Annotated in this window: 23 protein-coding genes and 1 tRNA gene; 13 read left to right on the forward strand and 11 right to left on the reverse strand. The window is 34.0% G+C overall.

All coding sequences use genetic code 11. From position 1 onward, the window contains the following. Nucleotides 1-78: 78 nt before the first annotated feature. The 3 genes from JJQ60_RS01310 to trxA all read right to left on the reverse strand — a co-directional run bounded on the left by JJQ60_RS01310 (nt 79) and on the right by trxA (nt 1,607). Nucleotides 79-152: transfer RNA gene (locus JJQ60_RS01310), tRNA-Asp, on the reverse strand. A gap of 86 nt (nt 153-238) precedes the next feature. Continuing rightward, nucleotides 239-1,168: a DUF58 domain-containing protein gene (locus JJQ60_RS01315; RefSeq protein WP_201916146.1), complete on the reverse strand. Its 930-nt coding sequence runs from the start codon at nt 1,166-1,168 to the stop codon at nt 239-241. 121 nt (nt 1,169-1,289) lie between these two features. Next, nucleotides 1,290-1,607 (reverse strand): thioredoxin, encoded by a 318-nt coding sequence (gene trxA / locus JJQ60_RS01320; RefSeq protein ID WP_201916147.1) that lies wholly within the window; start codon nt 1,605-1,607, stop codon nt 1,290-1,292. Between the two features lie 249 nt (nt 1,608-1,856). Between trxA and JJQ60_RS01325 the strand changes: the two genes are divergently transcribed. Further along, nucleotides 1,857-2,219 carry a hypothetical protein gene (locus tag JJQ60_RS01325; RefSeq protein ID WP_201916148.1) on the forward strand — a complete coding sequence of 121 codons (363 nt, stop codon included), beginning with the start codon at nt 1,857-1,859 and terminating at the stop codon, nt 2,217-2,219. 7 nt (nt 2,220-2,226) lie between these two features. Here JJQ60_RS01325 and JJQ60_RS01330 read toward each other — a convergent pair whose 3' ends face one another. From JJQ60_RS01330 to JJQ60_RS01345, 4 genes are all read right to left on the reverse strand, one after another. Continuing rightward, on the reverse strand, nt 2,227-3,453 hold the full coding sequence (locus tag JJQ60_RS01330; RefSeq protein WP_201916149.1) for a cytochrome c3 family protein: 1,227 nt from the start codon (nt 3,451-3,453) through the stop codon (nt 2,227-2,229). Nucleotides 3,454-3,503: 50 nt separating this feature from the next. Beyond that, nucleotides 3,504-7,889, reverse strand: coding sequence for a DNA polymerase III subunit alpha (gene dnaE / locus JJQ60_RS01335; RefSeq protein ID WP_201916150.1), 4,386 nt, complete (start codon nt 7,887-7,889; stop codon nt 3,504-3,506). A gap of 177 nt (nt 7,890-8,066) precedes the next feature. Beyond that, a complete protein-coding gene (locus tag JJQ60_RS01340) occupies nt 8,067-9,419 on the reverse strand; it encodes a hypothetical protein (protein ID WP_236669003.1) in 1,353 nt (450 codons plus the stop codon). Nucleotides 9,420-9,859: 440 nt separating this feature from the next. Then, nucleotides 9,860-10,702 carry a DUF6252 family protein gene (locus JJQ60_RS01345; RefSeq protein WP_201916151.1) on the reverse strand — a complete coding sequence of 281 codons (843 nt, stop codon included), beginning with the start codon at nt 10,700-10,702 and terminating at the stop codon, nt 9,860-9,862. Nucleotides 10,703-11,038: 336 nt separating this feature from the next. On the opposite strand from JJQ60_RS01345, the gene JJQ60_RS01350 reads away from it, so the two are divergent. The 3 genes from JJQ60_RS01350 (at nt 11,039) to JJQ60_RS01360 (ending at nt 12,909) form a co-directional block, all read left to right on the forward strand. Then, nucleotides 11,039-11,566, forward strand: a complete 528-nt coding sequence (locus JJQ60_RS01350) for a 30S ribosomal protein S16 (RefSeq protein ID WP_201916152.1) — start codon at nt 11,039-11,041, stop codon at nt 11,564-11,566. A gap of 14 nt (nt 11,567-11,580) precedes the next feature. After that, nucleotides 11,581-12,105 carry a ribosome maturation factor RimM gene (gene rimM, locus JJQ60_RS01355; RefSeq protein ID WP_201916153.1) on the forward strand — a complete coding sequence of 175 codons (525 nt, stop codon included), beginning with the start codon at nt 11,581-11,583 and terminating at the stop codon, nt 12,103-12,105. 93 nt (nt 12,106-12,198) lie between these two features. Continuing rightward, the gene (locus JJQ60_RS01360) at nt 12,199-12,909 is read left to right on the forward strand and encodes a tRNA1(Val) (adenine(37)-N6)-methyltransferase (protein ID WP_201916154.1); all 711 of its coding nucleotides are present in this window, start codon (nt 12,199-12,201) and stop codon (nt 12,907-12,909) included. A gap of 57 nt (nt 12,910-12,966) precedes the next feature. Here the strand turns inward: JJQ60_RS01360 and JJQ60_RS01365 are convergent, their stop codons facing one another. Both JJQ60_RS01365 and JJQ60_RS01370 read right to left on the reverse strand, forming a co-directional pair. Next, nucleotides 12,967-13,941 (reverse strand): alpha/beta hydrolase family protein, encoded by a 975-nt coding sequence (locus JJQ60_RS01365; protein ID WP_201916155.1) that lies wholly within the window; start codon nt 13,939-13,941, stop codon nt 12,967-12,969. Nucleotides 13,942-14,209: 268 nt separating this feature from the next. Beyond that, the gene (locus JJQ60_RS01370; protein ID WP_201916156.1) at nt 14,210-14,521 is read right to left on the reverse strand and encodes a hypothetical protein; all 312 of its coding nucleotides are present in this window, start codon (nt 14,519-14,521) and stop codon (nt 14,210-14,212) included. Between the two features lie 381 nt (nt 14,522-14,902). Between JJQ60_RS01370 and JJQ60_RS01375 the strand changes: the two genes are divergently transcribed. The 8 genes from JJQ60_RS01375 to JJQ60_RS01410 all read left to right on the forward strand — a co-directional run bounded on the left by JJQ60_RS01375 (nt 14,903) and on the right by JJQ60_RS01410 (nt 24,296). Beyond that, nucleotides 14,903-15,310: a helix-turn-helix domain-containing protein gene (locus tag JJQ60_RS01375; protein WP_201916157.1), complete on the forward strand. Its 408-nt coding sequence runs from the start codon at nt 14,903-14,905 to the stop codon at nt 15,308-15,310. 143 nt (nt 15,311-15,453) lie between these two features. Further along, a complete protein-coding gene (locus JJQ60_RS01380; RefSeq protein ID WP_201916158.1) occupies nt 15,454-16,356 on the forward strand; it encodes a helix-turn-helix domain-containing protein in 903 nt (300 codons plus the stop codon). A 261-nt stretch (nt 16,357-16,617) separates the two neighbouring features. Next, nucleotides 16,618-19,146 carry a T9SS type A sorting domain-containing protein gene (locus tag JJQ60_RS01385; RefSeq protein ID WP_201916159.1) on the forward strand — a complete coding sequence of 843 codons (2,529 nt, stop codon included), beginning with the start codon at nt 16,618-16,620 and terminating at the stop codon, nt 19,144-19,146. Between the two features lie 187 nt (nt 19,147-19,333). Beyond that, a complete protein-coding gene (locus tag JJQ60_RS01390; protein WP_201916160.1) occupies nt 19,334-20,512 on the forward strand; it encodes an acyl-CoA dehydrogenase family protein in 1,179 nt (392 codons plus the stop codon). Nucleotides 20,513-20,968: 456 nt separating this feature from the next. Further along, nucleotides 20,969-21,649, forward strand: a complete 681-nt coding sequence (locus tag JJQ60_RS01395) for a glycerophosphodiester phosphodiesterase (protein WP_201916161.1) — start codon at nt 20,969-20,971, stop codon at nt 21,647-21,649. Next, complete coding sequence (locus JJQ60_RS01400; RefSeq protein WP_201916162.1) at nt 21,646-22,860, forward strand: BaiN/RdsA family NAD(P)/FAD-dependent oxidoreductase; 1,215 nt, start codon at nt 21,646-21,648, stop codon at nt 22,858-22,860. The genes JJQ60_RS01395 and JJQ60_RS01400 overlap by 4 nt, the downstream gene beginning before the upstream one ends. Nucleotides 22,861-22,876: 16 nt before the next feature. Then, complete coding sequence (locus JJQ60_RS01405) at nt 22,877-23,431, forward strand: DUF1697 domain-containing protein (RefSeq protein ID WP_201916163.1); 555 nt, start codon at nt 22,877-22,879, stop codon at nt 23,429-23,431. A 76-nt stretch (nt 23,432-23,507) separates the two neighbouring features. After that, nucleotides 23,508-24,296 carry a hypothetical protein gene (locus tag JJQ60_RS01410; RefSeq protein WP_201916164.1) on the forward strand — a complete coding sequence of 263 codons (789 nt, stop codon included), beginning with the start codon at nt 23,508-23,510 and terminating at the stop codon, nt 24,294-24,296. A gap of 64 nt (nt 24,297-24,360) precedes the next feature. Here JJQ60_RS01410 and JJQ60_RS01415 read toward each other — a convergent pair whose 3' ends face one another. Together JJQ60_RS01415 and JJQ60_RS01420 are read right to left on the reverse strand one after the other, a co-directional pair. Further along, entirely contained in the window at nt 24,361-24,930 is a 570-nt protein-coding gene (locus JJQ60_RS01415; protein WP_201916165.1) for a TetR/AcrR family transcriptional regulator, read from the reverse strand. A 24-nt stretch (nt 24,931-24,954) separates the two neighbouring features. Next, entirely contained in the window at nt 24,955-25,428 is a 474-nt protein-coding gene (locus JJQ60_RS01420; protein ID WP_201916166.1) for a TspO/MBR family protein, read from the reverse strand. Between the two features lie 100 nt (nt 25,429-25,528). Here JJQ60_RS01420 and JJQ60_RS01425 point away from each other — a divergent pair, with 100 nt between their 5' ends. Beyond that, the gene (locus JJQ60_RS01425; RefSeq protein WP_394369527.1) at nt 25,529-26,614 is read left to right on the forward strand and encodes a diphosphomevalonate/mevalonate 3,5-bisphosphate decarboxylase family protein; all 1,086 of its coding nucleotides are present in this window, start codon (nt 25,529-25,531) and stop codon (nt 26,612-26,614) included. Nucleotides 26,615-26,648 lie beyond the last annotated feature (34 nt).

Below are 26,648 nucleotides of genomic sequence, written 5' to 3' on the forward strand. Positions count from 1 at the left end.
CACGCAACGCGTGAGACAACACAACATTTTTAATTGCCAAAAAAAGCTTCAATATTTATTGAAGCTTTTGCAATTTTGCGGTCTGGACGGGACTCGAACCCGCGACCCCCTGCGTGACAGGCAGGTATTCTAACCAACTGAACTACCAGACCAAGGCCTTATTGCGGATGCAAATATACACCTCATTTTATTACCCGCAAATGTTTTTTTTATTTTTTTTGAATTTAATTCATCTCCTTTAAGCAAATTTCTGTCTTTCAACCAGATATGTAGTCAAGATTTTATCAAAATCTTTTCGCGTATCGGCTTCTACATATTTGATTCCGTATTGGGCGCATTTCATTTTTAAATCATAAAAGTATGAAGACACCGCTTTTTGATAATTTTCCTTAATATTATCGGCATAGAGGTTAATAAATTCTCCGGTTTCAACATCTACAAATCGGGTAGGGCGATTACTAAAATCAAAATTCAATTCTTTTTCGCTATCAAAAGTATGAAACAAAATAACCTCATGCTTGTTATATTTAAGATGTCTTAAAGCCTCAAACAACTTATCCGGAGTAGAGGTGGACTGAAACATATCTGTAAACAAAAAAATCAGCGACCTTCGATGTATTTTTTCTGCAATAAGATGTAAAAATCTATACGTATCTGTATTTTTAGTACTTGATGTATTGGTGATGGATTGATTAAGTTGGTTAAGCAACATTTGATGATGTCTTTCGCTTCCCTTTTCAGGAGCATAATAATCATATTGATCGCTATATATACTTAGCCCTATAGCATCTCGTTGTTTTTTTAAAATATTCATCAAACAAGCTGTAGCCAATACCGAAAAACTTATTTTATTTAATGACCCTAGATGATGCTCTTTTACCTTGGGGTAGTGCATTGAGGAGGAGTTGTCAATAATAATATGACATCTTAGGTTGGTCTCTTCTTCATATCTTTTGGTAAAGAGTTTATCTGTTTTGGCAAAAAGTTTCCAATCGATATGCTTAGTACTTTCTCCACTATTATAGACCTTGTGTTCTGCAAATTCTGCAGAAAAACCGTGAAAAGGACTTTTGTGCATACCCGAAATAAAACCTTCGACCACTTGTTTGGCTAACAATTCAAGATTTGTAAATCCACCGGTTTTATTTATTTCATTTTGAATATCCATGCCGCTACGCTACCCTTTTTATTGATTGTTTTAATGTGAAAGATACATATTTATAATGTGGTATTCACAAAAAAAGGCTTGACATGATGCCAAGCCTTTTTTTAAGTATCGTTTTTGGTTTTTACAGAAGCGAATCTAAAGCATCTGCATATACGTTTTTAGGAGAAACTCCAACCTGACGACCTACTACTTCTCCATTTTGGAAAACTAAAACCGTAGGGATATTTCTCACTCCATATTTTGCTGCAAATTCTTGGTTAGCATCAACATCAACTTTACCAACAACAGCTTTTCCGTCATATTCTTCACTAATTTGTTCGATAATAGGGCCTACCATTCTACAAGGACCACACCAAGCTGCCCAAAAATCTACCAATACCGGTTTATCGCTTTTTAGTACTACTTCATCAAAAGTAGCATCTGTTATTTCTAATGCCATATTATTTATTGTTTAATAATTCTTATTTATTTTAATATTCACAAAATTAGTCAATAATTCTGCGAAAGCTTACAGTCGTAATATTTGTTTTAATTATAGAGTTATTTGATTTTCTGATACCAATGTACTAAATCAAATGATATATCAAAATTTTTATTGTATTCTGCCCACAAATAAACAATAAATTCTAATGAGAAGATCGTGTGATTGAAATAAAATTAACATTATATTTGTAGGAGCCGATTAACCATGATTAAAGAAACCCAACTGCCATATTGCAATCTTACTTTTAAAGAATCTCATGCTATTTTGGTTATGCATGATGGCTCAGCGGTTACCGTTGAAACGGCTAGAGAAATCACTAAGCACTTAGAAGAGTATTACAGGGGGAGAAATTTCATTTTCATTACACATAGAAAATTTCCGCATGATATAGACTTAAATGTATATAAAGGAAGAATCTTAAAGAATATGATTGGTTTTGCTATCGTTTCTGATAATCCTGAAGAGGTAAAAAGAGCTTTGCAAGAACAACCACTTTGGAATGAAGCCTTTACTTTTTTTACATGTTTAGATGAAGCAGAGAATTGGGCAAGAAGCTTTTTTGATTAAGAATATATTATTCTAAGTTTTGGTTGTTATAGATACCGATGAGATGCGTTCTTACTTTAACTGCCACTTCTTCATCTTCTTTAACTTGAATTTTCATTGATTTACTATCGACTAATGGCATATGGCATTGCACGCAGTTATTACTCATTTGTTGTGTTTTTACTTTGTCTCCTGTACAAGTAGTAGGGTTGTTTAGTGACGCGTGGCAATTCATGCATTTTTGATTAAACAAGGATAATTGTCCTCTTTCCTTTTTATGGGGGTTGTGACATGAAGAGCAATCCAGCACTTCACTCTTTTTAAAACATGTACTCGCTTTAAGCAGGCCATATTGATTTCCATGTACATCGAGCTCTTCAAGGCTTGATTCATCATAATCCGGAAAAGAAAAGTTTTCTAAAGAATCTCCTGTCATAAATGTAAAAGCACGCTCTGTGGTTTTGGTACGTAAACCAGAGTGACATAATGCACAGGCGTCTAGTCGTTGTTGTCTGGATAAAGAACTATATTTTAATATATGCCGAGCTGTATTTTCTTCTGGATTTTGTTGATGATATTTTACATGGTCAGTGACTGTGTCATGACAACGTTGACAATCAATGCCGTAGGCAATATTTTTTCTATGGAATTGATTGCCTTTTTTACTTCCTGATATGTTTTGAGCATAGGTTGTATGGCATTCTAAGCAACGTTCAATGACAGGTCTTGCAGGGGCAAGTTGATCTGGAGCCCCCGGACTGTTTATCCAGCTATTTGTAGGAGTAAAATAAGAAGCCTGTAATTGAAATAAGCTATTATTGTTCCACATAAGGTAAGATTGGCCTTTGGTTCCTGATCCAACAACAAGGTCCATTTTAGCACTATAAAAAGGAGTTTTTTGGGTATTGATAACGGGTTCTTGATAAAATCCACTATCCTTAGCAACCATATTAAATACTACCTTCTCGTTAAGTTTAAAACTGTTTTTGTCATTCTCGAAGCTGCCTTTGATTGTATTTGCATTGGCTGGTTGAAGTGAATTATAATGGGCGGTTTTTAAGTGATCCTCAACTATCTGTTTATGGCATTCTATACAAATTGCTGAATCAAAAAATTCCATACCATTACGATGCTGCGCTATAGGTGTAATAGGGACATATGTAGCCGCATTTTCTTCTGATTTAATCAAAAAGAATATAGAAGCACCAATGATAATAAGTAATATAGGTACTATAAGGATTAATCTTTTGCGCATAGAGGATAGATCTTAACACCAAGATACGCTAAATTTACAGAATACTTTTTTTAGTTTAACTTATAATACACAGAATCATTTTCTAAAGCGGCTAGCAGTTCCTGAGAGATATTTACTTTTTGTTTTCTGCTTGGCATATGCAATTTCAGTTGTTCGGCCATCTCATAAATCACAAAATTTAGCGTATGATTTCCAGAATGCTCTGTCAGTAATTCTTTTAACCCATCAATTCTTGAGTCAGAAAGATTGTTGATGTCTAATTGAATGGTTAATTTTTTGGCATAAGTTTCCATGACATCGTGTAATAACTGAAAGCTATTAAACTGTATTCTGGGATCACCTTTTTTACCAGTGTCTCGATTTACCCAACCTTCTTTTACATAAGCTTTAGCATAGACAAAAGTGCTTTTTACTAAAAATGGCCTATGTTTAAGATACTCTTCTCCAAATATTCTGAATTCGTGAGCGGTATTATAATCTTCTACAGTAAAAGTAGCCCAACCTTTACCATTTTTCGAAGTACGATGTTCTACAGTAGTAATCACGCCACCAAAAGAAAGCTCTCTATTAATATTGCTTTCTAAATCTGCAAAATTCAATAAAGTAGCATTACAGAAATATTTCATTTCATATTTAAAATCATCTAGTGGGTGGCCAGAGAGGTATATCCCCACTACTTCTTTTTCACGTGCTAATTTTTCCATAGTTCCCCATTCTTCACAAGGGGGTACTATAGGTTCTGGAATTTGTACATCACTTGATTCACCAAAAAGACTTACTTGCGATGAGTTTTCGCTTTCCTGATATTTAGATCCATATCGCATTGCTTTTTCTAAAAAGGTAACGCCATCTCCTTCGTCATGAAAATATTGCCCTCTATGTGTTTCTGTAAACGAATCAAAACCACCAGCAAGAGCTAAGCTCTCGAAAGCCTTTTTATTAGCTGCGCGAAGATCTATTCGTTTTGCCAGATCAAAAATAGATCGATAGGGGCCATCTTCCTTTCGGTTTTCTACAATGGTTGCAACAGCTCCGGTACCCACACCTTTTATTGCACCCATACCGAAACGAACAGCGCCATCCTTATTCACCGAAAATTTACGGTAGGATTCATTTACGTCTGGACCCAGTACATCTAATTTCATTCGTTTACATTCTTCCATAAAGAAAGTAACCTGCTTGATATCATTCATGTTATTAGAAAGAACGGCAGCCATATATTCTGCAGGATAATGGGCTTTTAAATATGCAGTTTGATAGGCAATCCAGGCATAGCATGTAGAGTGTGATTTATTAAATGCATAGGCTGCAAAAGCTTCCCAATCTTTCCAGATTTTTTCAAGTTTATCTTCAGGATGGCCTTTGGCAGCCGCCTGTTCGATAAATTTTGGTTTCATTTTATCCAGAACAGCCTTTTGTTTTTTACCCATGGCCTTACGCAAAACATCGGCTTCACCTTTTGTAAAATCAGCTAGTTTTTGAGACAAGAGCATCACTTGCTCCTGATACACTGTAATACCGTAGGTTTCTTTTAGGTATTCTTCGCAGGCTTCTAGGTCGTATATGATTTCTTCAGTACCATGCTTTCTATTAATAAAACTAGGAATATATTCTAATGGCCCTGGTCTGTATAATGCATTCATGGCAATTAGATCAGCAAAAACAGTAGGTTTAAGCTCTTTCATATATTTCTGCATCCCGGGAGATTCGTATTGGAATACTCCAACTGTTTCTCCACGTTGGAAGAGCGCGTAGGTTTCTTCATCATCGAGAGGGAAATTCTCTGGATCTAATTCTACACCATGTTTGGCCTTTACAATTTTTACAGTATCTTTAATTAAAGTTAAGGTTTTAAGCCCCAAGAAGTCCATTTTGAGAAGGCCTGCACTTTCTACAACCGAGTTGTCAAATTGTGTACAGTACATATCAGAATCCTTGGCTAGCGCTACGGGAACAAATTTGGTGATATCATCGGGTGTGATAATTACACCACAAGCATGGATTCCTGTATTTCTAACAGATCCTTCTAAAACCCGAGCTTGATTTAAAGTTTCTGCTTCCAGATCAGAACCTTCTGCTATATTTAAAAGTTCATTAACTTTTTCTAGTTCGTCGCTTCTAAATTTTTTCTTTAAGGTTGCTTCGTCAACTCCAAAGATTTTTCCAAGCTTTGACATATTAGGAATCAACTTAGCAATGCGATCGGCATCACCAAGAGGCAGATCCAGTACCCTGGCGGTATCTCGTATCGAAGATTTTGCAGCCATTGTACCATACGTAATAATTTGAGCTACTTGGTTGGCTCCATATTTTTCGATTACGTAATCCATTACCCGACCACGGCCTTCATCATCAAAATCAATATCAATATCGGGCATGCTTACACGATCCGGATTTAGAAAACGCTCAAAAAGCAGGTCATACTTTATAGGGTCTAGATTTGTAATCCAAAGGCAGTATGCTACAGCAGACCCAGCTGCTGACCCACGCCCTGGCCCCACTGATACGCCCATATCTCGCGCAGCACGAATAAAATCTTCTACAATAAGAAAATATCCTGGATATCCTGTTTTTTCAATTACCTTAAGCTCGAAATCGAGACGTTCATCAATTTCTGGTGTGATATCACCATATCTTATTTTAGCGCCTTCATAAGTGATATGTCGTAAATACGCATTTTCACCACGTTTACCTCCATCAATATTATCTTCGTCAGATTGGAACTCTTCGGGGATATCAAAGGCGGGTAATAATACATCCCTGGCAAGTACGAAAGGCTCTATTTTATTAACAATTTCCTGTATATTAATGATCGCATTTGGTAAATCTTTGAAGAGGTTCTTCATCTCTTCCTGAGACTTAAAATAGTATTCCTGATTTGGCAATCCGTAGCGATATCCTCTACCACGTCCTATCGGAGTTGCTTGTTTTTCACCATCTTTCACACATAATAAGATGTCATGGGCATTGGCATCTTTCTTTTCGCAATAATATGTATTGTTTGTGGCAACGGTTTTTATATTATGCTTTTTAGAAAACTCGATAAGTACTTGATTTACTCTGTTTTCGTCTTCTTGATTATGTCGCATGATTTCTATATAGAGATCATCGCCAAACTCTTGATGCCACCATAATAAAGCTTCTTCTGCTTGCTTTTCTCCAATATTTAAAACCTTACTAGGTACTTCACCATAGAGATTACCAGTAAGCACAATGATATCTTCTTTATATTGTTTGACAACTTCTCTATCAATTCTTGGGATATAATAGAATCCATCTACAAAGGCAATAGAAGACATTTTGGCTAAGTTGTGGTACCCGTTTTTATTTTTTGCGAGCATCACGATTTGATATCCATTATCTTTTCTGGATTTATCTTTATGATTTTCGCATACAAAAAATTCACAACCTACAATAGGTTTCATTTCAACACCTTCTGGTTCTTGACCATTTTCAAGAGCTTCTGCATTTGCTACCTGAACACTTTTATTGTGGTTAGATACGGCTTGTACAAAATGGAAGGCCCCCATCATATTAGCATGATCTGTCATAGCAACAGCATTCATTTTGTGAGAGGCAGCTACTTTTACCAGATCTGGGATACTGGTTGTGGATTGTAATACAGAAAACTGTGTGTGATTATGTAAATGCGCAAAGTTAACCTCGTCAAGTGCGGCAATATTTTGATCTAGTTCTTGTTGAGATAAATCCGAAGTTTGATCTTTTGCAAGCTCTTCTTGTATTTTTTGCGAAGCTTTTTTGAGATTAATATGTTTTAATCCAATAAGCTGAATGGGTTCAGGATTTCTTTCATTGAAATTTTGAAAGTAGCCTGGCTGAACGTCAAGTTCTTCAAGTGTAAATATTTGTTTCCGAATCAATTCTAGAAAACAACGTGTAGTTGCCTCTACATCGGCTGTAGCATTGTGCGCATCACCAAAAGCAACTCCAAAAAGGTGTTCATGCAATTCGGTAAGCGTAGGTAGTTTAAATTTACCACCTCTACCTCCAGGTATTTTACAAAGTTCTGCGGTAGTCTCGGTACAGGTGTCTAGAACGGGTAAGTTCTGTAAATCATTTTCTACTCCTAAACGATAAAATTCGGCACCCATGATATTGACATCAAACCCTACATTTTGACCAACGATAAACTTAGTTTTAGATAGCGCGATATTAAATTTTTCAAGAACTTCTTCTAACGTAATTCCATCATGATCTGCAAGCTCTGTAGAGATACCATGAATCTTTTCCGCATCATACGGAATGTTGAAACCTTTGGGTTTTACCAAATAGTCTTGATGTTCGATGCAATTTCCCATAGCATCATGCAATTGCCAGGCAATTTGTATACATCTAGGCCAATTATCAGTATCGCTAATAGGTGCATCCCATCGCTTTGGTAATCCGGTAGTTTCGGTATCAAAAACTAAGTACATAAAAGGTGTATTTCGAGAACGTCTAAATCCTTACTTATAGACTTTCAAAAATACAGAAAATCATAGATTCGTTTCTGTAAAAGTTATTCATAATTATTAACTATTTAAAAATAAAAAAAGCTTAGAAACATATAATGCCTCTAAGCTTTTACAATTGCTTAATTTTTATAGCCAACGTTATCTATTGCGCGGTGATCCTATTTGAGTGCCGATTACGCTTTCTGAAGGCTGCGTAATTACAGGGCAGTTAATGATTGCTCCAGTAGCGGTTAATAAATCGGATAACGAATTTGCAAGAGGACTTGGATTTGCATTCCCTCTAAATGGGATCAATACACCGTCTGCCAAAAGCTCATTTATTTGATCGAAGCTTTGTAAAATTGGACGGTCAGATTCAGGAATTGTAAATTCTGTGATATGGGCATCCCACATAGGAGCATATCTTGTGTCTCTTGGGTCAATTGGGAACGTATTCGTTGGATCCTGTACTTGTCGGTCACTTAAAGAAGCCGAATTTAAACCTTGTACTCCAAGACCATCTGTATCGGTAGTTCTTCCATTTGCTGTAGGGCTAAAAGGGAGCATAGAGCCTCCTGGAAACAGACCAAATGTGGGTAAATTAGCCAATCTTGGAGCAAAAACTCCTAATTCAATAGTAGCTGGTCCGGGGTCAGAAGTATCTGTTACAATATGAAAGTAATAAGGTCTACCATCTTGCCATCCATCTAAAAGTTGCATTACCACAGAAGCTTGATCAGGAGCAAAATTTGGATTATTTAAGTCATCTTCTTGCTCTGGTCCATTTCCATCTGGATGAGGAATTCTATCATGAATGCCAGTGCTATTTGCTACCGGTTGAGCATTGATTACGACTCCGCTAGGTAAAACTACATAAGACGACCAATTGGCATCTGCAATAGCTCCAGGGTTTACCTCTGCTGGGGGAAAACCAAATAATAATCCATCACTTGAAGTGCCACCAGCTACTAGTGATCTTTTAGGTGAAAAATCTACAGATCCTTCAAAAACAAGTCTTCCTCGGCGAGTAAAATACCCTTTTTGTTCACCGCCGGACCCAATTGAGGCGGCCATTCTAGGAGAAAATATGACCCCCAGTTTTTTAGCCATCTTTTTATTAGATGCTTCGGTTATTACATAATAAATTGTTCTACGACTTCCATCAGGCAAAGTTTCCCAGCCTTTAAACATTGGAAATCTTGCCGTGGGCCCTGCAGGTACTACAGATCGATCTATTCGATAATCTATACCTAATACACTTGGCAGAAATACATTCTGCTCTTCAGTAAAACGAAGTGCAGGTCTAAAAGCATTATAAGGAGTTCCTCCATCTCTTCGAATACTATTTAATAGTAGTCTGGCTTCTTTTAAAGCTATAAAAGTCTGAAAAGATTTTGCATCTGCTTCTTCTACAGATTGATCTTCTATAACTATAGCATCATCATCGGTATTGCATGCAGTAAATATTGAGGCTACAAATAGGGTTAAGAGTATTGTCTTTAAATTTTTCATGATGTTGTTTTTTTAAATTTTTGTGTCTTTAAAAAAACAATTGGCCAATCGTCTTTAGGTTTCAAAAGCTAATATTTAAGTTTTGATATATGTTCAGACGACAGCACTATTTTGTGCTTACAAAGAAAAATTTTAAAATATGCGAAGGGTAATGGGGCTTATATCATTAATAAACTTGTATACCCTTGATTAACAGTTGTTTATTTATTTTGTTTAGAACGAGTTAAGGATCTTATTAAAAATGTAATTTGGCAATTAATTAACAAAACTGTACAGATAGTGAAGATGTGCAGAGACCAGCAAATGTTAGCTATCTAACATATTTTATAAGGATAGAGGAGTACTGTTTAGAAAATATTTTAGGTTTCGTTCCTAAAAAATTAAAAAGTGCTCATTGATATCAATGAGCACTTTTCATGGTTAAGTTGAGCTGTGGTTTTTTAATAACCAAATTCAAATAAACCTTCTGATATTTGTACGCCGCTTCTGGTTTCAAATTCAAAACTTCCACTAATACATTTTGTTACTGTATCGTGACTAGTTATTGTAAGTGTTCCAGATCGTGCAGAAGACTTGTCATTTAATGCGGTATATGTAGCGCTATAATCACCAGATCCAGTTAAAGAATAATTTCCAGTGGATGCATTAGAAGGGAATACTATTGAAATTTCTCCTTCTTGATTTGTAGCTTTTATGATGATAGATACGTTTTCTACACCAAAAACTTCGGCAGAATGATCATCTGTAATCATTTCAGAACCATTAACAAGTGCAGTTAATGATGCATTAAGTAAACAAGGGTTAGTATTGTTTCGAATCACTTCTTCTTCTGTAACTCCATTTTCTAAAGGAATTTTGTAAAACCACCCATCGCTAAAGTTCGTAGTGTTTCCGTTTTCATCCTTAAGGTTGTTAAAGAAAAAAGTTCCAGAAATTTCATTGTTATGAATTTCTGTAATAGTTACAGTTCCTTCTGTTTCTCCTTCTGCAGAATTAAATTCTTCCTGATCCTTTTTAAAACTTACTTTTTGAACAGTTTGTTGCGAAGTTTTGTAAGATCCAACTTGTGTTGCTGAAGTAGAAAAACTTATTGATTTTTCGCCAGCAGTTCCTGAGATTACTAATGTACCATCTTCATAAATGACTGCACTCTTGATCGAAGATCTAAAAATTTCTCCATCAATTTTAGTCTGTAAAGCAGGGTCATTGATTTCGATATCAGTTGAACAAGAAGTAAAAATAAAGCAGAAAACTGCTAATAGTTGAGTAGTAGTTCTGATCATAGGCTTGGGGCTTTATAAAAATTTACGGATAAACCGTATCTTGTTTATGACCACAAACATAAAATGAAAATTTCAAGAAAACAACTTTTTTATCGAAAAAAAGCATGTTTTATCGATGAAATACACAAAATGTTGTTTTTTTAGTTAAAAAGTAGGTGAATTTTGTGTTTTAGTACTCCAAATTTCACTCTGCTGCATAGAAAATTGATTTTTAAAAAGTTAGCGTATTGAGCATTTGAGATAAACTTTTGTAATTATTAATTCTTTTTCAAAAAGAAATAAGTATCTTTGCGCCCTTAATTATAAACAGGGTCGAGTACCCAAAAATTAATTTTTATGCCTGTTAAAATTAGATTACAGAGACATGGTAAAAAAGGGAAACCTTTTTACTGGATCGTAGCAGCAGATGCTAGATCAAAAAGAGATGGTAGATATCTTGAAAAATTAGGGACGTACAATCCTAACGTAAACCCAGCTAGTGTTGACCTTGATGTTGATGGAGCTGTAAAATGGTTACAAAATGGAGCACAACCTACTGATACTGCAAGAGCTATTTTATCTTATAAAGGAGCTTTACTTAAAAATCACCTGGCAGGTGGAGTAAAAAAAGGAGCCCTAACTGAAGAACAAGCTGCTGAGAAATTTGAAGCTTGGTTATCAGAAAAAGAAGGTAGTGTTAATGCTAAGAAAGATGCATTAGCAAAAGCTGAAGCAGCTGAAAAGGCTAAGGCCCTAGAAGCTGAAAAAGAAGTAAATGCTAAGCGTGAGGCTGAAGCTGCTGCTGCAAATGCACCAGAAGAAGCGCCAGAAGCTGAAGCTGCGGCAGAAGAAGTAACTACAGAAGCTAGCAACGAGGAAGAATAGTTGCATTATTGACGATGAAGAAAGAAGAATGCTTCTATCTAGGTAAAATCGTAAGTAAATTTAGTTTTAAGGGTGAGGTGTTGATTAAATTGGACACCGATGAACCTGAAAGTTATGTGAAAATGGAATCAGTATTTATTGATTATAACAATAATCTGGTTCCATTTTTTATTGAAAGATCTTCGCTTCATAAAAGCGATTTACTTAGAGTAAAATTCGAAGATGTAGACACTGAAGAAGATGCGGATGATCTTATGAAAGCCGAAATTTATCTTCCACTTTACTTATTGCCTAAACTTGAAGGGGATCAGTTTTATTTCCACGAAGTTATTGGGTTTACAATTGTAGATAGTGCTTTTGGAGAAGTAGGTCTTATTAAATCGATTAATGATTCTACAGCTCAGGCATTATTCGAAATAGATCGCGAGGGTACCGAGATTCTTATCCCAATGAATGATGAATTTATCAATACAATAGATAGAGAAAAAAAGATAGTTCAGGTAACCACCCCCGAAGGATTGATTGATCTTTATCTGTAAGTGTTGTATTTTACGATAAAATCCAACAATTCGAATACTTTCCAAAAGTTAATATACTCGAAACAACAATTTTCTAATATTGGAATTTAAATTATGAAGCCTTTCAAATTTAAACAATTTACGGTCCTTCAAGATCGTTGCGCTATGAAAATTGGCACCGATGGAGTTTTGTTAGGAGCGTGGACTCCAATAAGCGATACAACAAATTCGATTCTTGATATAGGTACAGGAACTGGCGTGATTGCATTAATGGCGGCTCAACGCTCTGGTGCCGAAATCATAGATGCACTAGAAATTGATACTGAAGCATATGAACAGGCGGTTGATAATTTTGAAGCCTCTCCATGGGGAGATCGCTTATTTTGTTACCATGCATCGTTTCAGGAGTTTTTTGAAGAAATAGAAGATCCATATGATTTGCTCATTAGTAATCCTCCATTTTATGCCGAAGATTATAAAACTTCAGACGAACAGCGAGATATGGCAAGGTTTCAAGATGCACTTCCGTTTGAGCATTTATTTATTGGGGCGTCACGATTGTTGTCCAATCAAGGGAAATTAGCTATGATTATACCTTTTAAAGAAGAAGAGAGAAGTATCGAAATAGCAGAACAATTACAGCTGTATCCTCAAAAAATAACTCGGGTAAAAGGCAATACCACTTCAGAGATAAAGAGAAGCTTACTTCTATTTGGGTTTAATCAAATAGAATGCGAAATAGATGAGCTGGTCATAGAAAATTCAAGACATGTTTATACAAAAGAATATATGGATCTGACCAAAGATTTCTATATAAAGATGTAGCATATTATAAATTATCTGGTTTAAGAGATGGGGAATGACTTTATCCTAGACCTTGTTTTATAGCTTTGATAACCATTTTTTCCAATCTTCAGCAACTAGATCCCAGTATTCAAGCATTGGATAAAACTCTCCTTTTTCAAACGGGAAGTAATTTGCCCCGAGCCCATCATAAGCCCTAAACTCTACATTGTCTTTATTGTACTTAATCATTTCAATTCTAAGAAGGTCATTGTAAGGGCTCACAATATCCCTGGCACCATAACTTACAAGAATCGGAATATCCAGTTTTTTGAAACAGGTATTCAGGTTTTCAGAAAAAGAAAGTAATCCTTTTTGTTGATTGCCTTGGGATAGTGTTTTCAGATCCATAGCTTTAGCCCAATCCTCAAACTGTACTACGTCTGTCTCTTGAATAGTATCCTTTATAAGTGGTTTTAGCTCTCTAAGACCTAAATAGCGTCTTTTTTCTCGAATTTCAGAAAGTATTTTAGAATAATACGGGATTCCTCCAGAATAAATTACATGTGATATATCAGAGTGGGTTGCCGCAAGTTTGATAGCTATAGAGCTTCCTTGCTGACCATGGCCAGCAACAATAATTTTTGAATCATCTACCCAATCTTGTTTTCTTAAAAACTTGAGAACAGCAGTATGGTTTTTTACGTAATACTCCAAATTATTATTTTGGAGGTACTCTTTAGGAGGTTGGCCAGTTAATTTGTCTATATATCGATACTGTTTTCCTAAATCTTCAAAAAGACTGATTACAGGTAGCCCAGGTTTACTTATCGTAAGTATATGATATTCTTCTTCAAGGATTTTGGATGAAAATGGATAAGGAGGAAAATGACTCTTGCCATCATGTGTTATGAGTGGTGAGGGTAATGTATCTTGAATAAAGATAAAGACAGGTTTTTTTTGAAGCCTTCCTTTGGACCTGGATCGTACAATGAAATTAATTGTATCTTTTTTTTGTACTGTAATAAAGTGTTTATATCCATAATCCTTCGGAGAAGTTTTCTGGCTATACAAATTGATAATATTTAAAAATAAAAACAACACCAAAATTGTGTTGAGACCCTTTTTAAAATTTACTTTTATAAGATTTTTGATCTGCACTATCTAGAGATTTATCTGATCATAAAAGTAAAAAAATATTATTCAAAAGTTAGAGGATATATCTTTTACAAACAAAAAGGAAGGTCATTATCAAAACCTTCCTTTTCAAAATTCAATCACTCTATAAAGTTTAATTTATCACGAAATAAACTAAGACTCTTACTTGTTAATGATCAAAAACTTATTTTTTGATCCAGTTTCCATCTGCATCACAATAAACCTCCATTGTTTTTTCTCCTTGTTTTAATACCAGCATAAACTCTGAAGCATCTTCTTTGGCACCTGCTTTTTCTATAGTTGCACCGGCAAAATCTTTAGCAACAGCATCAATTACTTTTTGCGGTAAGTTTTCTACAGCCAGGTCTATATATTTTTCCTGAACAGGAGTAGTAATTTCTGTAGTATCAGTAGAGGCTATTTCTTGCGCGTTGATTCCTTGAGTTGCTACTAATAGTCCAAAAACTAATACTGGTAATACAAATAAATTTTTCATTTTGTGTGTCTTTTAAGATTTACATTTTGTTACATCATATACTTTGGAATAATTATGCCAGAGAAGATCTGTATATCAAAATGATAAATTAATCACTTGATTGTCAGATCATTGAGTGTATTTATGATTTACACAGGTGTTCTTTAATTAACAAGATCTTATGTAGAAAAAAGTTTTAAACTGCGGAATTTATACACAAAAACAGCGCCCAACTACAAAGGGATAAAATAAAATAGGGGTAACATTTTTACGGAAGCACACATTAAGTACGAATATGTATATCAATACAATGCAACAAGCTGTTTTTTTGAAGACTTACTAGATTTTTAATACATACAATAGTGAAAATCATTTTGCTACAAATAAAAGATTGAATTTATAATGACTTGTCAAAACGATGACTTCGATAATGCGCAGAAATATGACCCGCATGTATTGAATAAAATAGATTCTAAAAAGGAGAGCACTAAGAAAGAAGTATATCGGAAATTGCTCTTAGCCAGAAATTATATTCATGATAATTTAACAACAAAAATAACGACTAAAGAACTTTCTGAGATTTCTGCTTTATCAAATTATCATATTTATACATCATTTAAAAATGTGTTTGGCTTTACACCACATCAATACCATAATAAAGTAAAATTAGAAAAGGCATATATGTTGTTAAAGAATGGATCATTTTCAATTTCAGATGTGGTTGTACTTTTAAATTTCACAGACTTGCAATCCTTTAATAAATTATTTAAAAAACTCTATGGGAAACCTCCCTCAAGTTTAATGAAGTAAATATATCATGAAATACGTATTCCTAATTAATATAATTGGCACCTGATGAATCCGTAATTTTTTGATTATCAAGTAAAAACAAATTTTTAAACTTGTAAAAAAATTATATTTTTGCAATCCCTAAAATAAAAAACATACCTACTTTGAGCTATCAAAACATTTATTATAATCATTTTGATCGTATAAAACGAAATGACCCTCATATGTTAAATAAGGAAGAAAACTTTCTTATTCGTTTTAAAACAAATCTTCCTTATTATAAGTACAATGAGAGTAGTTTAACGATAACGTATTTTCATGAAGGTCAAGGAAATGTACTGGTAAATCAAAGATCGCATTACCTAAAAAAGACTGATTTTATTATTTCAAATTCAGATTCTCCTTGGGAGTATATTTGTAATGAATCTATACAAAATGATATTTTATGTTTTGCCGTATCGGATGCCTTGGTTTCAAGATTTATAAATTTTTTGTCGTGTAGCACCGAAAAACTGCTTGATACTCCATTTGATTTTCCTGAAAAATCTCCAATACTTTTAGAGAACAGCTTTAATACACAACATTCTAAGTTGGGTAAATTTTTAGAACGGGTATATTATCTCAGTAATCATGGTGATTTTAATCAAGTTAATGCTATCGACTTAACTTTTGAGATGCTTCAGGTGCTTTATGACGAGCATATAGGCCTATACAAATTGCTAAATAGAATAGATTCTAAAAAATCGAGCACCAAAAAAGAAGTGTTTAGAAGATTACTCCTGGTTAGAAATTATATTCATGATAATCTTTCGGCAAAAATTACAATGGAAGAACTTTCAGAAATTTCTGCTCTATCAGATTACCATATTTATACATCATTTAAAAATGTATTTGGTCTTACACCGCATCAATATCACAATAAAGTAAAACTAGAAAAAGCATATATGTTATTGCAAAATGGAGCATTTTCAATTTCTGATGTGGTAGCACTTTTAAATTTCACCGACTTACAATCCTTTAGTAAACTATTTAAAAAATTCTACGGAAACCCTCCTTCAAAATTTTAAATTCTTAAACCATTTTTTAATACCCTTCTCTTTGACAATAATATATGTTTTGTCTTAACGGCTATATAATTATAAAAAAAAGGGTAACATTTTTATTAGCAAATACATTAAGTACGGATACGTAGATCAATAATGTGAAGTCACAAGTGTTTTTGGTGCTTAATTGATTGTTTACAATGATATTCGATAAAATCGTAAGTTTTTGACAACATGATCGATACGCTCTGAAATACTTTTGTCTCAAAATTTTAAACAAAAAAGATGAAAAAACTTAACCTATTTTATGTAATGATGCTATGCTGCATACAAGTAAGTATAGCTCAGGTGTATGTTGGTGATTTAACACTTAGAACTCAAGCCGAAATTAATGCTTTTAATTATTTTGAAATACAAGGAAGCTTAACTATTGAAGAGTCCAATCCTGGAGATATTATACATTTAGATGGACTATCTGAGCTAGCAAGAGTTTCTGAAAATCTTGTTATCCAGCATAACCAGGAGCTTAATAATATTAATGGATTATCCAACTTGGGAGAATTGCGACAAATAGAAATTCGAAATAATCCGCAATTAACAACACTCGATGGTTTGTCGAGTGTGAGAACAGGTGATCTTTTTATAGAAGCAAATGATTCTCTACAAAATTTAGATGGATTAAGTAGTATAAATACCAATGGAATCGTTGTAAGAGGTAATCACTCATTGACCAATATAGATGGTCTATCTAATTGTTCACAAAAGGCATTTTTTATTGAAATAATTGGTAATGTATCACTTAAAAACCTGGATGGATTGAATAATATCCCAGGTTTGAGTAATCTTTTAGGGGTGCTTAGAGTCAGGAATAATAATGCTTTAGAAAATGGATGTGGGATTACCAAAATGTTATTGGATCAGACTAATGGATCATTTATAGAAAAAACAATTCACGACAACGGACCCACAACAAGTTCTATAGATGATATTCTGGATAATTGTATTACCTGTAATGGTACATACACAGGAGACTTGGTGTTAAGCTCTCAAGTCGAAATTGATGCATTTAATTATTGTGAAGTCATCGGTAATTTAACTATTGAAGAAGGGATAGCAGGTAATATTATAAACTTAGATGGTTTATTAGGTCTAGAAAGAATTTCGGGAGAGTTTATAATAACTAATAATCAAGAGTTAAATAATCTTATAGGACTCACTAGATTAAGAGAGGTTGATCTAATCGATATAGATAATAATCCGAAATTATCCACCCTTATTGGATTATCTAATTTGGAAGATTTGAGTTATATTAAAGTTTCTTCAAACAAGTCATTATTAAATATAGACGGCTTTTCAAAAATAAATACAGGATCTATTGTAGTTGAAAATAATGATTCTTTAGTTAGCGTAGATGGCTTTTCTAGTTGTACCAAACCTGCTTTTTTAGTGCAGATTAAAAATAATAAATCCCTCAATAATCTAAATGGGTTAAATAATATCCCCGAAATGGATCAGCGTTTAGGAGTTTTAAGAGTAGTGGATAATCCAGTATTAGAAAATGCATGTAGTATCACCAAATTATTATTGGATCCAAATTCTTTAGGATCTAATGGAGAAATAACCATACGCGATAATGGGCCCACAACAAGTTCTGTAGATGATATTCTAGATAATTGTATTACTTGTAATGAGATATATACAGGAGACTTGGTATTAAGTTCTCAAGCCCAAATAGATACTTTTAATTATTGTGAAATTACAGGAGATCTAACAATACAAGAAACAACAGCAGGAGGTATTGTCGACCTAAGAAACCTAAATAAATTAGAAAGATTAGGAGGAGATCTTAATGTTTTTGGAAACTCTGCCTTACTATATGTAAAAAGTTTTAGAGGATTAACTAAAATTAAGACATTACATGTTAGAGACAATGCTAGCCTAAAAAGATTTGTTGGTTTTACGAAATTGAAAGAAGTAGATAATGTAATATTAGCTAATAATGACAAGCTTGTTGTTCTTGATTTTAAAAATATAACAACACTACAAGATCTAAAAATGTTAAACGTTGGTTTATCAAGTCTAGATTCGTTTAACGGTTTAGAAGCAATAAATGGAGATTTTTATCTTGATAATATTAATATAAGCAATTTAGATGTACTACAAAATGTGACAAACTTAGGCAACCTATTTTTGTATCGTAACCAATTATTGCAAAATATTACTGGATTATCTGGTGCATCAGTGCATGGCTCTGTAGTTCGAATTTCTAGTAATGCAGCATTAACAAATCTTAATGGACTAACCGGTCTTACTTCATTAGGTGCAGATTTAATAGTATCAAGAAATCAATCACTACAAAATTTAGATGGGTTAATTAATTTATCTTCTGTAGGAAACAGGCTTATCATTGGAGATAATAAAAACCTACAGAATGGATGTGGAATAGTAGTATTGTTAGAGAATCCAAATACAGTTGGTGGGCAAATAAGTATTTATAATAACACCATAAATACAAACAGCGCAGAGGCAATTATCAATAATTGTAACCCTGCGATTGGTCCAATAACCTCTACCTTAGAATCCGGAGTCTCTATGTATCCTGTGCCTTCAACGGGGAGAGAGCTAAACATAAGTGGTGCAATACAAAACACGAGATATCAAATAGTTTCTTTTGCAGGAGAAGTAGTTGCAGAAGGTGTTATAGAAGGAAATAATGAGCAAGTCATTTTTGCAAAGCCTTTAGAAAAAGGTATCTATTTTGTAAAACTGATGAGTGGCAATCAAACCGAAACCCAAAAGTTTTTGGTGAACTAAACACGAATAACATAATCAAAAGTCATTAAAACCCACTCCTTTGAGTGGGTTTTTGATTAAAATATATTCTGATTTATTCATGTTTTTTTAAAAACATTAAAAAAATTGCTTGCTCTTTTTCCATTAATTACATTTGTTAAGCACATACGTGTAATAATTTTGATAATACTTTAAAGATATATACCAAATGAAGCCAGATCTTTTTGAAGCTCCCGATTATTATAATTTAGACGAATTACTTTCTGACGAGCATAAGCTTGTTCGTGATGCAGCCCGCAGCTGGGTAAAACGTGAAGTATCTCCTATTATCGAGGAATATGCTCAACGAGCAGAATTTCCTAATCAAATTATTAAAGGTTTAGCAGAAATTGGAGCATTTGGGCCGTACATTCCAGTAGAATATGGTGGAGCAGGACTTGATCAGATTAGTTATGGATTAATTATGCAGGAGATCGAGAGGGGTGATTCTGGTGTGCGATCAACCTCTTCTGTACAATCTTCTTTAGTGATGTATCCTATCTGGAAATACGGTAACGAAGAACAAAGAAAAAAGTACCTCCCAAAATTAGCATCAGGTGAGTTTATGGGATGTTTTGGGCTTACCGAACCCGACCATGGCTCTAACCCAGGCGGAATGACAACCAATTTTAAAGACAAAGGCGATCACTATTTGCTTAATGGGGCCAAACTTTGGATATCAAATGCTCCTTTTGCTGATATCGCCGTAGTTTGGGCAAAAAATGAAGAAGGAAGAATCCACGGACTCGTTGTAGAACGAGGCATGGAAGGATTCTCAACCCCAGAAACACATAACAAATGGTCGTTGCGTGCATCTGCAACTGGAGAATTGATTTTTGATAATGTAAAAGTACCAAAAGAGAATTTATTACCTAATAAAAGTGGATTAGGGGCACCGCTGGGGTGTTTAGATTCTGCTCGTTATGGTATTGCCTGGGGAGCAATTGGGGCTGCAATGGACTGCTATGATACAGCTTTGAGATATGCCAAAGAGCGCATCCAATTTGATAAACCTATCGGAGCAACACAATTACAACAAAAGAAGCTTGCCGAAATGATTACCGAAATTACCAAAGCACAATTGTTAGCATGGCGATTAGGAGTATTACGCAACGAAGGAAAAGCTACCTCTGCCCAAATTTCGATGGCAAAACGTAATAATGTTGATATGGCGATAAAGATTGCTAGAGAAGCACGACAAATTCTAGGTGGCATGGGGATTACCGGAGAGTATAGTATTATGCGTCATATGATGAATTTAGAGAGTGTAATCACTTACGAAGGGACTCATGATATACATCTGTTGATTACGGGTATGGATATTACTGGTTTTTCAGCTTTCAAATAATATAAGAATGATAAAATAACCTAAAGAGGGTGGTTCTGAACCACCCCTAACCAGGTTCGAAACCCCCTTTAGGGTGGTCTTTTACTTATTCGAACCAATGTAATACTGTTTATAAGAGGTTCTGAACCTTTTCTAACCGGTTGCATAAGTGATTATAATAGGTTATTTACCGTCTAAAATAGGTTTGTTACCTATTATAATAGGTTCAAAGATGATTCGAAGCGGTTTAATAAGTACTTCGAGATGGTACATAATAGGTTGGAAAGATCTCTGAACCACCAAAAAATAGTAATAAACCACCCTTTAAGGAGTAAAAAACACAACAAAAAGGGTTTACAACCGGTTTAGAATGGTAATGATTGGGCAACCCAATACAATACGCAAAGTTTCTATTTCTATACTAAAATGTTTAACAATCGAAGAGTAATGATCTTCAATTTTCAATGAAATACAAGTATGAAAATATTTGGACATCGTGGGGCAGCCGGATTAATAGCAGAAAACACATTAGAATCAATTACAGCAGCTCTTGAGCATGGTGTTGATGGTATCGAGATCGATGTACATCGATGTAAATCCGGCGAGTTAGTCGTAATTCATGATAACACGCTTCAAAGAACAACTAATGGTCAAGGAAACGTATCAAAGTTCACCTGGTCAGACTTAAAAAAGTTTAGAACTATTGAGGGTTATATGATTCCTTTACTTGATCAAGTATTGGATTTAATTGATGCAAAGTGTGTACTCAATATAGAATTAAAGGGAATTGGAACAGCACTGCCAACTATTGAACTTTTAGAAAAATATATTAAAAATTCTAGTTGGAAGTATGATGACTTCATAATATCCAGCTTTGATCATTCACAATTATTTCAAATAAAAAGTGTGACCTCAAAATTCAATTTAGGTGTGCTTACCGAAGAAAATAGCACACAAGTGTTGAAGATTGCCAAGGAACTTAATGCTTTTTCAGTTCATCCGCCTGTAACTACCTTGACTAAAGATGAAGTCGATCTGATGCATCAGGAAGGATACCAGGTTTATGTATGGACAGTAAATGACAAGACACTAATCGATCAATCAAAATCATGGAATGTTGAGGGTATCATTACAGATTTTCCGAATTTAGCAAAATGAATTATGATCTAATTGTCATTGGTGGTGGAGCCGCTGGTTTTTTTACAGCAATTAATGTTGCAGAGAATAAGCCAAATTTAAAAATTGCTATTTTAGAACGAGGAAAGGAAGTCTTATCCAAAGTACGGGTTTCTGGTGGCGGTCGTTGTAATGTTACTCATGCTGAATTTATTCCTAACGAACTAAGTAAAAATTATCCAAGAGGGGAAAAAGAGTTGAAAGGTCCATTTCATACTTTTATGACGGGAGATACTATGGAGTGGTTTGATCGTAGGGGTGTAGCACTAAAAATTGAGGAAGATGGTAGAATATTTCCGGTTTCAGACTCGTCCGAAACTATAATTGATTGTTTTTTATCAGAAACAAAAAGGCTGGGTATTGAGGTGCTTACAAATCATTCGGCTAAAAAAATTAAAATTGAGACTCAGGGGTGGGCTTTAGAAACTACTCAAGGAAATTTCACAGCCAAAAAATTGATGATTGCCACAGGCAGTAATCCTAAGATTTGGAAATTGCTTAACGACTTAGATCATAGCACTATTAGCCCGGTACCATCATTATTTACATTTAATATTAAGGATCCTAGAATTAAAGATTTACCTGGTGTTGTAACAAATGCTTCAGTTAAAGTTAAAAACACTAAGTTATCCAGCGAGGGACCATTATTGATTACGCATTGGGGGATGAGTGGTCCGGCGATTTTAAAGCTATCTGCTTGGGGAGCAGTAGAGCTAAATGCGTTAGAATACAATTTTGAAATTAGAGTAAATTGGCTTCAACATTATGCAACACAAGAGATTCTTGAAGAACTTAAAGGGTTAAAAAAAGAGAATCCAAAACAACATGTTTATAAATACGCACAATTTGAACTTCCTAAGAGGCTTTGGCAAAGTTTAGTTGTTGCTTCAGGGATTAAACAAGATACGCGTTGGGCAGATCTAAACAAAGTTCAACTCAATACGTTATCAGAACAACTCACACAAGGTGTTTTTCAAGTGCATGGGAAAAGTACTTTTAAAGAAGAATTTGTAACAGCTGGTGGGGTTAATCTTAAAGAGATTAATTTTAAAACTTTTGAAAGTAAAAAATATCAGAATTTATACTTTGCTGGAGAGGTTCTAAATATTGATGCAATTACGGGAGGTTTCAATTTTCAAAATGCATGGACTGGTGCTTATATTGCAGCAAAAGCAATAGCTTCGGGTGATTAATTTAATAAAGCGATAGATGAAAATATACATAGCATTATTACGTGGGATTAATGTAAGTGGTCAAAAAAAGATTAAAATGATCGATCTTAAAGCTATGCTTGAGGGTTTAAGGCTCACTTCTGTTACTACGTATATCCAAAGTGGTAATATTGTTTTCAAAAGTGAAAAAAAGGATACTCAGATACTGTCAGATTTAATAAAAAATGGTATTTCAACACGATTTGGATTTGATGTTCCGGTATTAGTTCTTACGCCGGAAATCTTAACTAATATCTATGAGGAAAATCCATTTTCTGATGGCCTTTTAAGTGGAGAAATCGAAGACAAAAAAATGTATTTCACATTGTTATCTAATCCTCCTGATGCCAATGCAGTAGCAGAACTTATGGCTAAGGATTTTAAAGAAGAAAGATTTGAAATCACCAGCAAAGTGGTCTATTTTTATGCTGCTAACGGTTACGGAAAAACTAAGCTTACTAATAATTTCTTTGAGAAAAAACTAAAGTGCGACGCAACTACCAGAAACTGTAAAACAGTAATTAAATTACTGGAATTAAGTAAGTTAACATAGTAAATTGTTTGGTTAATCTAGCTATTCTTCAGAAAATTTTGTATCTTAATGGGGTTTAACTAATACCTCATTAACTATGAAAAAAATTACTTTATTCCTCATTTTTGCATTTCTAAGTAATGGATTGTACCAGGCATACGCTTACAACGAAAAAGAACCTGTTAAGCAGCTATTAATGGACTATGTCAATAAAATGAATGCATTAACACAGGGTACAAAAAAAGAAGATGTATTAGAATTATTTGACGAAAAATATAGCGGAAATACTGTTTATGTAAATTTATCCGGAACTCTGGTGCGGAAGAATTATGAAAAAAAAGATATTTCTTCTCAATTGGATGATATTATAGATGATGATAATTATGACTTTAAGTTAATTCTGGATAAAGTCGTTTTTCAGACACAAAAAGAGCGGGCAGGAATTATCTCGGCGGTTATTAATTTTGAGTCTTATATAGATAAAAAGTTAGCCGAAAAAGGAACAATGTTAATGGATGTTGTTGCTATTCAATCAAATGGAGATTGGAAAATTGTACAAAATAATATGGTAAGAGTTTCTGAAGCTAAGGATATTGGTGAGTGTGTATGTTATGTATATGAAAAAGGGTCTACCAAGTTTGTTACCGAGGTATATTTTCCATCTGGACTAGAATATAGTCAAGAGTTTGATGCCTTTCAGGTAACTACAAAGGATAATAAGCGAATTATAAAAACAGATAGTGATGAGTATTATTGGGATAGGAATACTGGAAAATTAAAATTTAAAGGAGGAGAAATTGGAAGAGGTCAAAATGCACGAAAAGCTATAGAAATAGTTCTCAAAGATCTTTATAAAGAATCTTGTGTGAATATTGTCTTTAACTAAATAAGGCAACTAATATAATAACATGAATTTATCCCGCTACATAGCGGGATTTTTTTAATCTAGATTAAATAATGGTACTATCTTTTAGAAATCCTCTCCAAGAAATTTCTATGGCTTGATTGATATGTTTTTCCTGAAGATTTACGGTTTCGTTTTCATGAATTTTTACGAGAGATACTACATTTCCAAAGAACAATTCTTCCATAACCAAAGTGTTGTATGACTTAAAAATCTTTTGCCTCACACCCTCTTTAAAAAATTGTTCGATGTCATTATAATATTGTCTTGCCTGGTCTTTTAATGATTGCGGAATTTCTGGAGAACGAGCAATCTGTTCAGAAAAAATAAAAGCAATTGGATTGTTGACAAAATAATAAAACAAATTAAGCCACATCACTGTAAACTGTTTTTTAATATCATCTTCAGGAACATTTCGCATAACAACTGTACCAAAATCTTGGGTAAGCATTAAATACAACTCTGTAATGATTTCTTCTTTATTTTTAAAATGATGATATACAGTACCATTGGCCACTCCAGATTCTTTAATAATTTGAGAAAGCGAAGTAGCTCCGATGCCCTGTTTTGTAATTAATTCTAGAGTAGTCTGTAAGACTATTGCTTTTTTACTCATAAAATGATATTCCTTATTCTTGGTTTAATTTAGTTGCCATATGCCAAAATTCAATGTAGTTGCAAAAGCAACCCAAATAATATAAGGGATAAGTAGGTAAGCGGCAGTTGCATTTACAACTTTGAACCATCTATAGGTAAACATTAAAAGGATAAATAGGGCTATAATATCCAATAACGCAATAAGCGGGTTCTGCAATCCAAAGAAAAATATGGACCACGCAGCATTGAGTAACAATTGAAACCCAAAATGATATAACGCAGTTTTTACCCATTTATGATAAAAACCTTTACTCCATACAATACCTGCTGCAACCCCCATCATAATATATAAAATTACCCAGACTGGAGCAAAAATCCAATTTGGGGGATTAAAAGAAGGCTTGTTTAAAGTAGTATACCAAGTATCTATAGATGACTTAGTAGCAATACTACTCAAAAATCCTATTAAAAGGCATAACAATACAGAAATACCAATACGAAATAACTTTTTTTTCATCAAAATGGGTTAGTGCAGTACTAAAATAGCAATTTATTTTTACTACAATATGCATTAAATACCATACAGCATGTATCTTTGTTCAAAATTATCTATTCTTATGAAGGATTACCCTCAGTTTATGTCATCTGAATTTTTAGAACTCCCTAATGAAGGGAAGATTATATGTACTTCTCCAAGTAATATTGCTTTAGTGAAATATTGGGGCAAAAGACCAGTACAACTTCCTGAAAATCCCTCAATCAGTTTTACACTCAACACCTGTAAAACAAGCACAAGTTTAACATATAAAAAAAGAGATGTAGTCTCAAAAGATTTTGATTTCGAATTATTATTTGAAGGAAAACCAAAACCGGATTTTAAACCTAAAATTCAAAGTTTTTTTGAAAGAATCGAAGAGTACCTTCCTTTTTTAAAACAATATACCTTTACCATAGAAACCAGTAATACATTTCCACATAGTAGTGGGATTGCTTCTTCGGCTAGTGGCATGAGTGCACTTGCATTTTGCCTAATGCAACTGGAAAAAAAGATAAACCACGATATTGAAGATGAAGAACTTTTACAAAAGACTTCGTTTTTAGCACGTTTAGGTTCTGGAAGTGCGTGCCGAAGTATAGAAGGACCAATAACCGTATGGGGTAAACATCACGAGATAGAAAATAGTAATGATGCTTTTGCAATTAAATTTCCGCATAAAATTCATCAAAATTTTGAAAAATATTGTGATACTATTTTGCTAATTGATAAGGGAGAAAAACAAGTAAGTAGCACTGTAGGACATGATTTAATGCATGGTCATCCATTTGCAGAAAGAAGGTTTGAGCAAGCAGCAGAAAACCTTACCAAATTAAAACATGTGTTAATTTCTGGAGATATGGATTCTTTTATAGAAGTAGTTGAAAGCGAGGCATTAACACTTCATGCCATGATGATGACTTCATTACCTTATTTCATTCTTATGAAGCCTAATACGTTATCTGTGATCAATAAAGTATGGGGATATCGCAAAAAAACGGGCTCTAAATTATGTTTTACACTAGATGCGGGGGCTAATGTGCATCTATTATATCCAGATTCTGAAAAAGAGGAGGTTTTAGATTTCATTACCAGTGAGTTAGTTGCGTATTGTCAGAATGGGCAGTATATTTGCGACAAAATAGGATTGGGAGCAAAAATATTGTAACTTTATCTTACTAAGGAATACAAATTAGATATAA

It is taken from the genome of Aquimarina mytili (assembly GCF_016735115.1).
GTDB lineage: Bacteria > Bacteroidota > Bacteroidia > Flavobacteriales > Flavobacteriaceae > Aquimarina > Aquimarina mytili.

Excerpts from the sequence above, each read along its gene's own strand:
- dnaE (WP_201916150.1), bottom strand. The coding sequence starts at position 7,889 with ATGTACTTAGTTTTTGATACCGAAACTACCGGATTACCAAAGCGATGG.
- JJQ60_RS01420 (WP_201916166.1), bottom strand. The coding sequence starts at position 25,428 with ATGAAAAAAAAGTTATTTCGTATTGGTATTTCTGTATTGTTATGCCTT.
- JJQ60_RS01360 (WP_201916154.1), top strand. The coding sequence starts at position 12,199 with ATGAAGCCTTTCAAATTTAAACAATTTACGGTCCTTCAAGATCGTTGC.
- JJQ60_RS01325 (WP_201916148.1), top strand. The coding sequence starts at position 1,857 with ATGATTAAAGAAACCCAACTGCCATATTGCAATCTTACTTTTAAAGAA.
- JJQ60_RS01425 (WP_394369527.1), top strand. The coding sequence starts at position 25,529 with ATGAAGGATTACCCTCAGTTTATGTCATCTGAATTTTTAGAACTCCCT.
- JJQ60_RS01390 (WP_201916160.1), top strand. The coding sequence starts at position 19,334 with ATGAAGCCAGATCTTTTTGAAGCTCCCGATTATTATAATTTAGACGAA.
- JJQ60_RS01385 (WP_201916159.1), top strand. The coding sequence starts at position 16,618 with ATGAAAAAACTTAACCTATTTTATGTAATGATGCTATGCTGCATACAA.
- rimM (WP_201916153.1), top strand. The coding sequence starts at position 11,581 with ATGAAGAAAGAAGAATGCTTCTATCTAGGTAAAATCGTAAGTAAATTT.
- JJQ60_RS01405 (WP_201916163.1), top strand. The coding sequence starts at position 22,877 with ATGAAAATATACATAGCATTATTACGTGGGATTAATGTAAGTGGTCAA.
- JJQ60_RS01370 (WP_201916156.1), bottom strand. The coding sequence starts at position 14,521 with ATGAAAAATTTATTTGTATTACCAGTATTAGTTTTTGGACTATTAGTA.
- JJQ60_RS01375 (WP_201916157.1), top strand. The coding sequence starts at position 14,903 with ATGACTTGTCAAAACGATGACTTCGATAATGCGCAGAAATATGACCCG.
- JJQ60_RS01345 (WP_201916151.1), bottom strand. The coding sequence starts at position 10,702 with ATGATCAGAACTACTACTCAACTATTAGCAGTTTTCTGCTTTATTTTT.
- JJQ60_RS01350 (WP_201916152.1), top strand. The coding sequence starts at position 11,039 with ATGCCTGTTAAAATTAGATTACAGAGACATGGTAAAAAAGGGAAACCT.
- JJQ60_RS01395 (WP_201916161.1), top strand. The coding sequence starts at position 20,969 with ATGAAAATATTTGGACATCGTGGGGCAGCCGGATTAATAGCAGAAAAC.
- JJQ60_RS01410 (WP_201916164.1), top strand. The coding sequence starts at position 23,508 with ATGAAAAAAATTACTTTATTCCTCATTTTTGCATTTCTAAGTAATGGA.
- JJQ60_RS01315 (WP_201916146.1), bottom strand. The coding sequence starts at position 1,168 with ATGGATATTCAAAATGAAATAAATAAAACCGGTGGATTTACAAATCTT.
- JJQ60_RS01400 (WP_201916162.1), top strand. The coding sequence starts at position 21,646 with ATGAATTATGATCTAATTGTCATTGGTGGTGGAGCCGCTGGTTTTTTT.
- JJQ60_RS01330 (WP_201916149.1), bottom strand. The coding sequence starts at position 3,453 with ATGCGCAAAAGATTAATCCTTATAGTACCTATATTACTTATTATCATT.
- JJQ60_RS01415 (WP_201916165.1), bottom strand. The coding sequence starts at position 24,930 with ATGAGTAAAAAAGCAATAGTCTTACAGACTACTCTAGAATTAATTACA.
- trxA (WP_201916147.1), bottom strand. The coding sequence starts at position 1,607 with ATGGCATTAGAAATAACAGATGCTACTTTTGATGAAGTAGTACTAAAA.
- JJQ60_RS01340 (WP_236669003.1), bottom strand. The coding sequence starts at position 9,419 with ATGAAAAATTTAAAGACAATACTCTTAACCCTATTTGTAGCCTCAATA.